The sequence below is a fragment of the Microbacterium limosum genome, from assembly GCF_036324365.1.
Classification (GTDB): Bacteria; Actinomycetota; Actinomycetes; order Actinomycetales; family Microbacteriaceae; genus Microbacterium; species Microbacterium limosum.
On sequence record NZ_CP137080.1, the window covers coordinates 1,557,293 to 1,569,854 of the forward strand.

11 protein-coding genes are annotated in these 12,562 nt (G+C 72.1%); 4 read left to right on the top strand and 7 right to left on the bottom strand.

What is annotated here, in order from left to right; all coding sequences use genetic code 11:
* Positions 1 to 44: 44 nt before the first annotated feature.
* Positions 45 to 836, top strand: coding sequence for a DedA family protein (locus RYJ27_RS07600; protein WP_330169730.1), 792 nt, complete (start codon positions 45 to 47; stop codon positions 834 to 836).
* Positions 837 to 866: 30 nt separating this feature from the next.
* Here RYJ27_RS07600 and ku read toward each other — a convergent pair whose 3' ends face one another.
* Entirely contained in the window at positions 867 to 1,751 is an 885-nt protein-coding gene (gene ku / locus RYJ27_RS07605; RefSeq protein ID WP_330169731.1) for a non-homologous end joining protein Ku, read from the bottom strand.
* 124 nt (positions 1,752 to 1,875) lie between these two features.
* Here ku and RYJ27_RS07610 point away from each other — a divergent pair, with 124 nt between their 5' ends.
* Positions 1,876 to 4,404 (top strand): ATP-dependent DNA ligase, encoded by a 2,529-nt coding sequence (locus RYJ27_RS07610; protein WP_330169732.1) that lies wholly within the window; start codon positions 1,876 to 1,878, stop codon positions 4,402 to 4,404.
* 26 nt (positions 4,405 to 4,430) lie between these two features.
* Here RYJ27_RS07610 and rdgB read toward each other — a convergent pair whose 3' ends face one another.
* The 3 genes from rdgB to murI all read right to left on the bottom strand — a co-directional run bounded on the left by rdgB (position 4,431) and on the right by murI (position 6,720).
* On the bottom strand, positions 4,431 to 5,081 hold the full coding sequence (gene rdgB / locus RYJ27_RS07615; protein WP_330169733.1) for an RdgB/HAM1 family non-canonical purine NTP pyrophosphatase: 651 nt from the start codon (positions 5,079 to 5,081) through the stop codon (positions 4,431 to 4,433).
* 5 nt (positions 5,082 to 5,086) lie between these two features.
* Complete coding sequence (gene rph / locus RYJ27_RS07620) at positions 5,087 to 5,833, bottom strand: ribonuclease PH (RefSeq protein WP_330169734.1); 747 nt, start codon at positions 5,831 to 5,833, stop codon at positions 5,087 to 5,089.
* Between the two features lie 62 nt (positions 5,834 to 5,895).
* Positions 5,896 to 6,720, bottom strand: coding sequence for a glutamate racemase (gene murI, locus RYJ27_RS07625; protein WP_330169735.1), 825 nt, complete (start codon positions 6,718 to 6,720; stop codon positions 5,896 to 5,898).
* Between the two features lie 65 nt (positions 6,721 to 6,785).
* Here murI and RYJ27_RS07630 point away from each other — a divergent pair, with 65 nt between their 5' ends.
* The gene (locus RYJ27_RS07630; RefSeq protein WP_330169736.1) at positions 6,786 to 8,108 is read left to right on the top strand and encodes a nicotinate phosphoribosyltransferase; all 1,323 of its coding nucleotides are present in this window, start codon (positions 6,786 to 6,788) and stop codon (positions 8,106 to 8,108) included.
* Positions 8,109 to 8,117: 9 nt separating this feature from the next.
* Here RYJ27_RS07630 and RYJ27_RS07635 read toward each other — a convergent pair whose 3' ends face one another.
* From RYJ27_RS07635 to RYJ27_RS07645, 3 genes are read right to left on the bottom strand one after another with little or no spacing between them, the layout of a single operon-like run.
* Entirely contained in the window at positions 8,118 to 8,384 is a 267-nt protein-coding gene (locus tag RYJ27_RS07635; protein WP_330169737.1) for a DUF3039 domain-containing protein, read from the bottom strand.
* Between the two features lie 41 nt (positions 8,385 to 8,425).
* Complete coding sequence (locus tag RYJ27_RS07640) at positions 8,426 to 9,946, bottom strand: hypothetical protein (protein ID WP_330169738.1); 1,521 nt, start codon at positions 9,944 to 9,946, stop codon at positions 8,426 to 8,428.
* Positions 9,922 to 11,601, bottom strand: coding sequence for an ATP-binding cassette domain-containing protein (locus RYJ27_RS07645; protein ID WP_330169739.1), 1,680 nt, complete (start codon positions 11,599 to 11,601; stop codon positions 9,922 to 9,924). The genes RYJ27_RS07640 and RYJ27_RS07645 overlap by 25 nt, the downstream gene beginning before the upstream one ends.
* Positions 11,602 to 11,862: 261 nt before the next feature.
* On the opposite strand from RYJ27_RS07645, the gene RYJ27_RS07650 reads away from it, so the two are divergent.
* The gene (locus RYJ27_RS07650; RefSeq protein ID WP_330169740.1) at positions 11,863 to 12,555 is read left to right on the top strand and encodes a phosphocholine cytidylyltransferase family protein; all 693 of its coding nucleotides are present in this window, start codon (positions 11,863 to 11,865) and stop codon (positions 12,553 to 12,555) included.
* The last annotated feature ends 7 nt before the right edge of the window (positions 12,556 to 12,562 follow it).

The following is a 12,562-nucleotide window of genomic DNA, read 5'->3' on the forward strand; positions in this document are numbered from 1 at the left end:
CCCGCATCACATAGCCACCCGCCCAGCACCGACGGGAACATCACGTGCAGCCTGCAGCCCTCATCCCCTGGCTCGACCCCGCCGCCATCATCGAGTGGGCTGGGCCCTGGGCCCTCGTCGTGGTCTGCTTCATCGTCTTCGCCGAGACGGGGTTGCTGGTCGGTTTCCTGCTGCCGGGCGACACGCTCCTCATCATCGCCGGGCTGCTCTCGCACTCCACCTCCATCGCTCCCAACGGCGTCTTCGGGCTCAGCGCCTGGTGGGTCGCGCTCCTCATCGGCGTCTCCGCGTTCGTCGGCGGCGAAGTCGGATACCTCATCGGGCACAAGGCCGGCCCGGCGGTGTTCGAACGCAAGGAATCCGGCCTGTTCAGCGTCAAGAACGTCGAGCGCACCAACGCGTTCTTCGAGCGCTTCGGCGGGCTGACGATCATCCTCGCCCGGTTCGTGCCGATCGTGCGCACCTTCGCACCCGTCGCCGCCGGCGTCGGCCACATGCACAAGGGCAAGTACACCCTCTACAACCTCATCGGCGCCGTGCTCTGGGGCTTCGGCCTGACGATGTTCGGCTACCTCATCGGGTACATCCCCGGCGTTCGAGACATCGTCACCGAGTACATCGACGTGATCCTGCTCGTCGCCGTCGGCGGCACCGCGGTCGTGACGCTCTGGCACTACCTCTCCGAGCGCCGCAAGGCGCGCCGCGCCGCCGAGGCCGGAGAGGACGTCGTGACCGACGACGCCGAGGCCCGCGAGCTCGTGCTCGACCCCGAGGTGTTCGACAAGGCCCCCGAGGTCGGCGACGAGGGCAAGGATCCCACGACGACCGACCGCTGACCCCTCCCGCCGGTCACGGCGGGCGCGGACTCACGACGCCTTCGACGCCTTCTTCTTGGGCTTTTCGGCCTTGGCCGACTTCCCGGACGACGAGTCGGATGCCGCGGCACCCTTACCCTCGCCCCGGGCCGCGCGGGAGCGCTCCACGCTCGCGCGCAGCGCCTCCATGAGGTCGATCACCTCGCCGCCCTTCTCGCCCTCCTCCTGCTCCCCGAAGGTCTCGGAGGTGTCGAGCGCATCGCCCCGCTCGAGCTTCGCCTCGATGAGCGTCCGCAGCTCGCGCTGGTACTCGTCGACGAACTGCCCGGGGTCGAAGTCGTCGGCGAAGCTGTCGACGAGGCTCGCCGAGAGCTCGAGCTCCTTCGCCGAGATCTTCACGGGCTCGTCGAGCGCCGGGAACGCGACCTCGCGCACCTCGTCGGCCCACAGCAGCGTCTGTAGCACGAGCACGTCGCCGCGCACGCGCAGCGCCGCGAGGCGCGTCTTCTGGCGGAGCGTGAAACGCACGATGGCGGTGCGGTCGGTCTGCTCGAGCGTCTTGCGCAGCAGCACGTAGGCCTTCGGCGACGCCGAATCGGGTTCGAGGTAGTACGAGCGGTCGAGGATGATGGGATCGACCTGCTCGGAGGGCACGAACTCCACGACCTCGATCTCGCGGCTGCGCTCGGAGGGCAGCGCGTCGAAGTCCTCCTTGCCGAGCACGACCGTGCGCTCGCCGTCGTCGTAGGCGCGGTCGATGTCGGCGTAGGGAACCACCTCGCCGTCGATCTCGCAGATGCGCTGGTAGCGGATGCGTCCACCGTCCTTGCTGTGCACCTGATGCAGCGAGACGTCGTGATCCTCGGTCGCGGCGTAGACCTTGACCGGCACGTTGACGAGTCCGAACGCGATGGCGCCCTTCCAGATGGCTCTCACTCCCACAGTCAACCGCTTCCTTCCCCGCAAATCGAGCCCGACGGCATCCACCCCGCCTCGACGCCGAGGTGCACGGGGCCGCGGCGGCACGTCCGGCTGGGCCGCGGCCGGGTAGCGTGAGGGCGTGGCGGGCGAGCAGATCGTGCAGATCGGCGGCCGCCGCCTGCGTGTGACGAACCTCGAGAAGGTGCTGTACCCCGAGACGGGGACGACCAAGGCCGAGGTCATCGACTACTACTCGCGCATCGCCGGGTGGATGATCCCGCACCTGGCCGGGCGCCCGGTCACGCGGAAGCGCTGGCCCGACGGCGTGGGCACGGCGGCGGAGCCGCTCGAGGCCTTCTTCGCCAAGGACCTCGAGCCCGGCGCCCCCGACTGGCTGCCCCGGCAGAGCATCGCGCACTCGGGCGGACCGAAGGACTACCCGCTGGTGACGGATGTCGCGGCGCTCGTCTATCTCGCGCAGGTGGCGAGCCTCGAGCTCCACGTTCCGCAGTGGCGCTTCCGTGCGGACGGCGAGCGGGCCAATCCCGACAGGCTCGTGCTGGACCTCGACCCCGGCCCCGGCGTCGGGCTCGCGGAGTGCGCGGAGGTGGCGCGGGTGTGCCGCGACATCCTCGCGGGGATGGGCATGGCGGCGCATCCCGTCACGAGCGGCAGCAAGGGCATCCACCTCTACGCGGCCCTTCCCGGCGAGCAGACGAGCGACCAGATCACGGCGTTCGCGAAGGAGCTCGCCCGCGCGGTCGAGGCGGATCATCCCGACCTCGTCGTGAGCGCCATGAGCAAGGCCCTCCGGCCCGGCCGGGTCTTCATCGACTGGAGCCAGAACAACGGCTCCAAGACGACCATCGCGCCGTACTCGCTGCGGGGACGGCCGGAGCCGACCGTGGCGGCGCCGCGCACGTGGGCGGAGCTGGAGGATGCGGGGCTGCGCCACCTGCTCTTCTCCGAGGTGCTCGAGCGCGCCGAGGCCGACGGCGATCCGCTCGCGGCGCTCGGTGCACCCGGCCTCGGCACCGGTGGCCCCCTCGCCGCCTACATCGCCAAGCGCGACGCCGGCCGCACCCCCGAGCCCGTGCCCGCGGAGCCGACGGGCCGGCCCGCCCGGCCGGAGGAGCGGCCCCGCTTCGTCATCCAGGAGCACCACGCGTCGCGCCTGCACTGGGACCTGCGCCTCGAGCGGGACGGCGTGCTCGCCAGCTGGGCCGTCCCGCGGGGCGTGCCCCCCACGAGCGCCCGCAACAACCTCGCGGTGCAGACCGAGGACCACCCGATGGAGTACGCCTCGTTCTCCGGCGTCATCCCCGCGGGGCAGTACGGCGCGGGCACGATGACGATCTGGGACGAGGGCCGGTACGACCTCGAGAAGTGGCGCGACGACGAGGTGATCGCCACGCTCGAGGGGCGCCCCGGTGGCCCGCTCGGCACCGTGCGCCTCGCCCTCATCCGCACCGACGGCGCCGGCGAGAAGTCGACGTGGCTGCTGCACCGCATGAAGACGGATGCCGCGGGCCGCGCCCAGCCCGACGGCGCTCCCGTCGAACCCGCCGACCATGCGGGACTCGGTGCGACTGCCGAGCCGTCCGTCCCGGGACCCGAGCCGCCGTCCGCTCCGGATCCCGAGTCGCCGCCCGCTCCTACCGCCGGCCCGCCTCCGCCGGACGCCGGCCGCCATACGCCGATGCTCGCGACATCCGCGACTCCCGGCATCGCGAGGGCCACCGCGAGGCGCACCGCCGAGGCCGCCGGCACGGCGCCCTGGGTGGAGTTCAAGTGGGACGGCATCCGCGCGATCGGCGTGTGGAACGGGTCGTCGCTGCGCCTGCTGACGCGCACGGGCACCGACGTCACCGCGCGCTATCCGGAGGTGACGGCCGCGGCACCCGCCGTGTTCGGATCGGTGCCGCTCGTCGTCGACGGCGAGCTCGTGGCCCTGGACGAGACCGGTCGCCCGAGCTTCCCCCTCCTGCAGAACCGCATGAACCTCGCGCGAGACGCCGACATCGCACGCGAGACGTCCCGAACCCCCGTCACCTACTACCTCTTCGACGTCATCGAGCGGGACGGCGCCGACACCGCGGCGCTTCCTCTTCACCGTCGACGCGAACTGCTCGAGGGATCGCTCAGCCCCGGCGAGACGGTGCGCATCCCGCCGGTCGTGGACGACGTCGATGCCGCTCTGGACACGGCGCGCGAATTCGCGCTCGAGGGGATCGTGGTCAAGGATCCCGCCGCGCCGTATCGCCGCGGCATCCGCACCGAGGCCTGGCTGAAGGTCAAGCTGACCCGCACGCAGGACGTCGTCGTCGGCGGCATCCGTCCGGGGAAGGGCGGGCGGCGCGGCTCGATCGGCTCCCTGCTGGTCGGCGTGCACGACGAGCGCGGGCTGCACTACGCCGGGCGGGTCGGCACCGGGTTCTCGGAGCGCGCTCTCGCGCAGCTGGCGAGCACGCTCGAGCCGCTGCGCACCGAACGGTGTCCCTTCGCCGACGTGCCCGCCGCCGACGCCTCCGATGCGCACTGGGTGCAGCCGGTCGTCGTCGGCGAGGTGGAGTTCGCCGAGTGGACACCGGGCGGCATCCTGCGCCACGCCCGGTGGAGGGGCGTGCGCGCCGACGTCCCCTCCGACGAGGTCGTGCGCGAGGACTGACCCGCGGATCGCCGCCGACCCCCGGGTCAGCGGGGTAGCGCCTCCAGCAGCGGCGCGAGTGCGGCGAAGGCCCGGGCGCGATGCGACTGCGCGTTCTTCTCCGCCGCCGAGAGCTCGGCCGCCGTTCGTTCCGCGCCGCCCTCCTGCCCATCGGGCACGAAGACCGGGTCGTAACCGAAACCACCGTCGCCGGAGGGAGCGAGCGCGACGCGCCCCGGCCACACTCCCTCGACGACGTGCTCGCTCGCCTCCTCGTCGCCGTCCGCCGACGGGACGACGAGCGCGATCGTGGAGACGAAGCACGCCCCGCGGTACGGATCGGCGATGTCCGAGAGCTGGTCGAGCAGCAGGGCGAGGTTGGCCTCGGCATCCTTCCGGTGGCCCGCCCAGTACGCCGAGAACACGCCCGGCGATCCGCCCAGCACGTCGACGCAGATGCCGGAGTCGTCGGCCAGCGCCGGCAGTCCGGTGTGGGATGCCGCGGCGCGCGCCTTGATCAAAGCGTTCGCGGCGAAGGTCGTGCCGTCCTCGACGGGCTCGGGTCCGTCGTAGCCGACGACCTCGAGGTCGGGACGGGTCGCCGCCACGATCGCGGCGAACTCCGCGACCTTGTGCGCATTGTGCGTGGCGAGCACGACGCGCCGCCGGGGGCCGGCGCCGGGATCGGCGTGCGTCATCGTCGTCACTCGCCCGCGTCGGGCTGGAGGGCCGCCAGCTGCGCCACCCGCAGGTCGGCGCATCCTGCCACGCCGAGATCCAGCAGGGCGTCGAGCTCGCGCTTGTCGAAGGGCGCGCCCTCCGCGGTTCCCTGCACCTCCACGAACAGGCCGCGCCCCGACACGACGACGTTCATGTCGGTCTCGGCGCGCACGTCCTCGACGTAGGCGAGGTCGAGCATCGGCTCGCCGTCGATGATGCCGACGGAGACCGCCGCGACCGAGTCGACCAGCACCGACGAGCGCTGCGCGATGAACTTCTTCTCGCGGCCCCACTCGATCGCATCCGCCAGCGCGACATAAGCGCCGGTGATGGCCGCCGTGCGGGTTCCCCCGTCAGCCTGCAGCACATCGCAGTCGATGACGATCGTGTTCTCACCGAGCGCCTTCGTGTCGACGACCGAGCGCAGGGCACGCCCGATCAGGCGCGAGATCTCGTGGGTTCGGCCGCCGATCCTGCCCTTGACGCTCTCGCGGTCGTTCCGGCTGTTCGTGGCGCGCGGCAGCATCGCATACTCCGCCGTCACCCAGCCCTTGCCCTTGCCGGTGAGCCAGCGCGGCACCCCGTTCGTGAACGACGCCGTGCACAGCACCTTCGTGCCGCCGAAGCTGATGAGGGCCGATCCCTCCGCGTGAGCGCTCCAGCCACGCTCGATCGTCACGGGCCGCAGCTGGTCGGGGGTGCGGCCGTCGGCGCGCGTGGTGTCGGTCATCTCGTGGGGATCCCTCTCGTGGTTCTCGGATGTCTCGTGGTCGTCGTGCCCGGACGTGCGGGTCACGCCGGGTGGGGCAGGTCGATCGCCCCGGTCTGCACGAGGCGCACGCTCTGCACCTCGCGGCCCAGCAGGCGATTCGCGAGGTCGATGAAGGCGCCCGCGGAATCCCCGGTCGCCTCGTAGACGTGCGATGGGGCGCCCGAGTCGTCGGTGAGGAGGTCTCGGGTGACGAGCTCGCGGTACACGTCGTTCGCCGTCTCCACGTCGCTCGAGACGAGCGATACCGCCGGCCCCATCACGTAACTGATGGCGCCCTTGAGGAAGGGGTAGTGGGTGCAGCCGAGCACGAGGGTGTCGATGTCGGCCTCCCGCAACGGGGCGAGATACTCCTCCGCGACCCTCAGCAGCTCGCCCGACCCGGTGACCCCCGCCTCGACGAACTCCACGAAGCGGGGGCACGCGCGGGCGAAGACCGTGAGCCGCTCGTCGACGCCGAGCATGTCCTGGTACACGCCCGACCCGATCGTCCCCTGCGTGCCGATGACGCCGATGCGCCCGTTGCGGGTCGTCGATATCGCGGTGCGCACGGCGGGGCCGATGACCTCCACCACGGGCACGTCGTAGCGCTCGCGCGCGTCGCGCAGTACGGCGGCCGATGCCGTGTTGCACGCGATCACGAGCATCTTCACGCCCTGCGCGACGAGCGTGTCGAGCACCTCGAGCGAGTAGCGCCGCACATCGGCGATCGGCTTCGGGCCATACGGCGAGTGCAGCGTGTCGCCGATGTAAACGAGCGATTCGCGGGGCAGCTGATCGCCGATCGCCCGGGCGACGGTGAGTCCGCCGACCCCCGAGTCGAAGATCCCGATCGGCGCGCCGTTCATGGTCATCAACCCTACCCGCGGTCGCATCGGCATCCCGGCCTCGCGAGCGCCGTAAAGTGACCGACATGACGGCCGCCACCGCCCTGCTCACGGACCGCTACGAGCTCACGATGCTCGACGCCGCACTGAAGGACGGCACCGCGCAGCGACGCTGCGTCTTCGAGCTCTTCGCCCGGCGCCTGCCCGGTGGCCGCCGGTACGGGGTCGTGGCGGGCACCGGCCGCCTGCTCTCGCTCCTGCGGGACTTCCGATTCGGCGACGACGAGCTCCGCTTCCTCCGCGACGAGAGGATCGTGGATGCCGCGACCCTGTCCTTCCTCGCCGGCTACCGCTTCCGCGGCGACATCAGCGGGTACCGCGAGGGCGAGCTGTACTTCCCCGGCTCCCCCGTCCTCACGGTCGAGGGCACCTTCGCCGATGCCGTCGTGCTGGAGACCCTCGCCCTCAGCGTGCTCAACCACGATTCCGCCGTCGCGACGGCGGCCGCCCGCATGAGCGTCGCCGCGGGCGAGCGCCCCCTCGCCGAGATGGGGTCCCGGCGAGCCGGCGAGCGATCCGCCGTCGCCGCCGCGCGGGCGGCGTACATCGCGGGGTTCGGCGCGACGAGCAACCTCGAGGCGGGACGCACATGGGGCATCCCCACGATGGGGACCGCGGCGCACGCGTGGACGCTCCTGCACGACGACGAGGAGTCGGCGTTCCGGTCGCAGGTCGCGGCGCTCGGCGCGGGCACGACCCTCCTCGTCGACACGTACGACATCGCGCGCGGCGTGGAGACCGCGGTCCGGGTCGCGGGCCCGGGCCTCGGCGGCGTCCGCATCGACTCCGGCGACCTGCCCGCCATGGCCGCCGCGGTGCGCGCACAGCTCGACGCGCTCGGCGCCAGCGGAACGCGCATCACCGTCACGAGCGACCTCGACGAGTACGCGATCGCCGCACTCGCGGCGTCCCCCGTCGACGCCTACGGTGTCGGCACCTCCGTCGTGACGGGTTCGGGACACCCCACGGCGGGCATGGTCTACAAGCTCGTAGCGAGGGAGGACGCGAGCGGCGGCTGGGTCGCCGTGTCCAAGGCATCCGCCGCCAAGGCGTCCGCGGGCGGACGCAAGGCGGCGTTCCGGGTGCGGGAGGGCGCCCACGCCGTGCAGGAGCTCGTCACCGTGTCGGACGGCACCCGGTCGCGTGACGACGCCTCACGGCATCCGGATGCGCGTGCGCTGCAGGTGCCCCTCGTCGTGGCAGGCGAGGCCGACTCCGCCCATCTCGGGGCCGAGGGAACGCGGTCCGCGCGCGCCCATCACGCCACCGCTCGCGCCGAGCTTCCCGTGCAGGCGCTCGCGCTGAGCAAGTCGGACCCGGCCCTGCCGACGGTCTTCCTGGAGCGCTGAGCCCGGCGGTCAGGTCAGCAGCGACTCGTAGATCTCCTTGCAGGTGGGGCAGACCGGGAACTTCTCCGGGTCGCGTCCGGGGGTCCACTTCTTCCCGCAGAGGGCGCGCACCGGCTTGCCCGTCATGGCCGACTCGAGGATCTTGTCCTTCTTGACGTAGTGAGAGAAGCGCTCGTGATCGCCGGGCTCGACGCTCTCCTCGCGGATGAGCTCTTCGAGCTCACGGTCGAGGGTCGCGATGCCCCCTTCGTCGGGGGTTCCGGTGGGCGTGCTCATGAATCGAGAGTCTAGCGGCGGGCCCGCGGGACGGGGGCGGATCAGACCATCTCGGCGTGCTCGAGCAGGCGCGTGCCCCTCCGCGCGAAGATGGCTCCGCCCGCGAAGATGCCGGCCACGAGCAGCACGAGCCCGGCCCCGAGTCCGAGCGCCAGCGCCGCGTCTGCCGCGCCGGCATCGCCCGACAGCGCGCGAACGCCCCACCACAGCGACGGTGCCGCCGCGGCAAGGGCGCCCAGCAGCACGAGCGCCTGCGACCACACCCCGGAGGACCCCGCGCGCTGCGGCTGCCGGAAGGGGCTGTCGCCCGGCCGGGTGACGGCATAGGGCGCGAGCGCCGACGCGATGCTCGACAGGCCGAGCCCGCCGAGGAAGAGGGCGGCGGAGACCCCGAGCAGGGCGGGAAGCAGGTCGGCCTGGCCCGACAGCGTCGACGCGAGCACCGCCCCGACCACGAGGACGGGTGTGCCGAAGAGGAGGATCGGCACGAGCCGGCCCGCACGATCCGCCGCGCCGCGCACGCCCGCCGCGACGTGCATCCATATCGCCGTGTGGTCGTAGGCGACGTCGTCGTGCGGCAGCCATCCGAGGAAGAGCGCGGCGAGCGGAACGGGGATGAGCGCGACCAGTTCGGCCGGAACCCCCGCGACCAACGGAGGCAGCGTCACGAGCAGCGCCGCCACGGGGACGATCGCGATGTTCGTGAGATAGCGCCGGTCGTGGAGCCAATAGATCATGCTGCGCGCGCCGATCGCGCCCGCGGGGTTTCCCGGCATCACGCCGAACCAGCCGAGGCCGGCCCGGCGCGGCACGGGGCGCCTCGCGGGAGCCCGCAGCAGGCCGACGGTCACCGCGGCCCACGCCGCGAGGGTGACGACGAGGGTGATCACCGCGACCGCCCAGGCGTCGCCGCCGCCGGAGAGGAGCGCCCACGGTGCGGCGAGCGGGGACACGACGAGGGCGGATGCCGCGGCATCCACTGCGCCCGTGGGCGGCACGCCGGTGAGGGCGCCGACCGCCGCCGCAGCGGGGGCGGCGGCGAGCAGCACGGCGACCACGACGACGAGGCTGGGCCGCCGCCGTCGCGGGAGCTGGGCGGCGAGGGCGAAGCCGAGCCTCGCTGCACCCACCGCCGTCGCGAGAGCGATGAGAACGGCGAGGACCGCCGTCACGACCCCGAGGCCCGCGGATGCCGCGATGCCCGCCGCCGCGATCGCCGTCGCGACCACGGGGACACTCAGGAACGACGCCCCGAAGACGGCCGCCGCGAGTGGCAACGGCGCGACTCCGATGACGGCGAAGCGGCGGGGGTCGAGGGGGTCTTCCGCTCTCGTGAGAACGGGCATGAGGAAGAAGGACGCCGTCACCGCCGTCCCGAGGAGCACCGCGAAGGTCGTCAGCGCGCCGCTCTCGCGCGAGAGCGCGCCCGCGAGCGGCCAGATCAGGACGGCGCCGAGGCCGAGAAGCACGCCGCCGAGGACCGAGCGCACGGCCGCCCGCCGATCGCCGCGCGCCGACGCCAGCAGCAGGGAGATCCTCAGTCGGAGAAGTTGTGCAGCCACTCCAGGCCCTCCGCGTCGTCGAGCCCGCCGGTGAGTTCGATGAAACGCTGCTCCATCGTGAGGTCGCCGCGCACGTCGTCGACGGTGCCCTGCGCGAGGACCCTGCCATCGACGATCACCGCGACACGCGTGCAGACCCGTTCCACCAGACCCATGCCGTGGCTGGAGAGCACGACCGTTCCGCCGTGCTCGACGTAGCTGCGGAGGATGTCCAGGATGATGTCGGACGACTCGGGGTCGACGGCCTCGAACGGCTCGTCGAGGATCAGCACGCGCGGCGAGTGGATCATCGCGCCGGCCAGCATGATCTTCTTGACCATCCCCGCCGAGTAATCCGACACCGAGCGCGCCAGCGCATCGCGAAGGTCGAAGACGCGCGCGAGGTCGGCGATCCGGTCGTTCACGACCGCGGGGCGCAGCCCCCGGAGCACGCCGTAGTAGTACAGCAGCTGACGGCCGCTGAGGCGGTCGAAGGTTCGCAGCCGGTCGGGCAGCACCCCGAGCTTCGCCTTCGCGGCGCGGGGGTCGGCCGCGGCATCCACGCCCGCGATCTCGACGGTGCCCTCATCCGCTCGCAGCAGGCCCGCCATGATCGACAAGGACGTGGTCTTGCCCGCCCCGTTCGGGCCGACGAGCCCGAAGAAGCTGCCCGCGGGAACTGTGAGATCGATGGCGTCGAGCACGGTGTGCCCGCCGAATCGCTTGGTCACCGCCGTCATCGCGATGGCGGGGCTGTCGGAGTCCGCATCCGCGGTCGCCACCCCCTCTGCGGCTGACTCCGCCGCCACATCCGCGTCCGTCGCGGCGGTGGCGTCTACGGCTGAGACGTCCGCGACCGGCGCCTCGTCGGAACCCTCGGCTTTCGTCTCGGGCTCAGGCCCGGGGGCCGCATCCTCGCGCCCCGCGCGGGGCTGCCGCGCAATCGCCACCGTGTCCGGGACGGGCTCGGCAGCTGTATCGGCCTCGACATCCTCGCCTTCGCCCTCCGCCACCACCGCGATGTCCGGTGCGATGACCGGCGCAGCCGTCCCCGACGGCTCTTCATCGGCGTCGGCTCGACCCGCGTCGTCCTTCTCGCCCGTGCCCGCCGGGATGCCTTCGGCCGCGAGCGCCTCGCCAGGGACCGCGGCTTTCAGCCGGGCCGCCTCCGCAGCGCTCAACGGCGGAAGCGGCGGAAGCGGCGGAAGCGCCGATACGACGCCCGTGCTCTCGTCGTCAGCCGGGGAGGGGGCGGACGCACTCGATTCGGGCGTGGGAAGGTCCGTCTTCTTCGGCACCGCCGCCGCACGCGGCTTCCTGGGCGCCGCACCGGCCCCGGACTTACCGGACGCCGCACCGGACCCGGACTTACCGGATGCCGCACCGGACCGGGGCTTGCGGGGAGCCGTGGCGGCACGCGGCTTCTTGGCCGCCGCCCCGGCACCCGACTTCTCCGGCTTCGCCCCGCCGCTCGCGGCCGTCACACGGGGCGCCCGGGGCGCACGCGGCGCGGCGGGCTTCTTCTCGCCCGTCGGCGTTCGCGCGGGGCGCTTGCGGGGAGGTGGCGTCGACTTCTCCGCGCTCGATCCGGCATCGTCCACGGACGCGTCCGGTGCGGGCGCCGACGCGTCGGGCTCGTCGGACGGATCACGCGGGTCTGAGCTCGAGGCGGTCACCGTCCCAACGTATCAACCCCGTCGGGTTCGCACCGGCGCGGGGGGCAGCCTCGGCGCTCCGCGCGGGGCGACCGAGGCGCATGATGACGCAGTTGTCACGATGGCGCAACGGAGGCGGCATATTCTGCCCCTTCTCAGGGGGCTTCGATACCATGCAGGAGGCACAACGGGGTGTCGCGTCGATGAATCGACGTTGAACACACGAACCGCAACGGTTCATGAGCGGTCACACCACACACAGCGCACACTCCCAGGAGCACCATGACTCACCAGATCGTGATCCTCGCCGCGGGCATGGGCTCGCGGCTGGGCCGCAGCCTGCCCAAGCCCCTCACCGCGCTCAGCGACGGCCGCAGCATCATGCGTCAGCAGCACGACAACATCCGCGCCGCCTTCGGCGACGATGCGCGCATCACGACCGTCGTGGGATATCGCGCCGAGACCATCGTCGAGGCGTTCCCTGACGTCGATTACGTCTACAACGACCGGTACGACCAGACGAACACGTCGAAGTCGCTGCTGCGAGCCCTCAAGGCGACGGGCCGGGCCGGCGTGCTCTGGATGAACGGCGACGTCGTGTTCGACCCCCGCGTGCTCGGCCGCGCCGTCGACCTCATCGAGCGCGAGCAGTCGTTCGTCACCGTCAACACCGCGAAGGTGAGCGACGAAGAGGTCAAGTACACGGTCGATGACCGCGGTCTCATCAGCGCGCTGTCGAAGACCGTTCGCGGCGGGATCGGTGAAGCCGTCGGCATCAACTACATCGCCGCGGCAGACAAGAAGACCCTCATCCAGCAGCTGGGCCGCGTCGACGACCAGGACTACTTCGAGCGCGGTCTCGAGTTCGCCATCATCGAGAACGGTCTGCGCCTGCAGCCCCTCGACATCTCCGATCTGTACGCGGTCGAGGTCGACTTCGCGGAAGACCTGGAGCGGGCGAACCAGTACGTCTGATGGATGC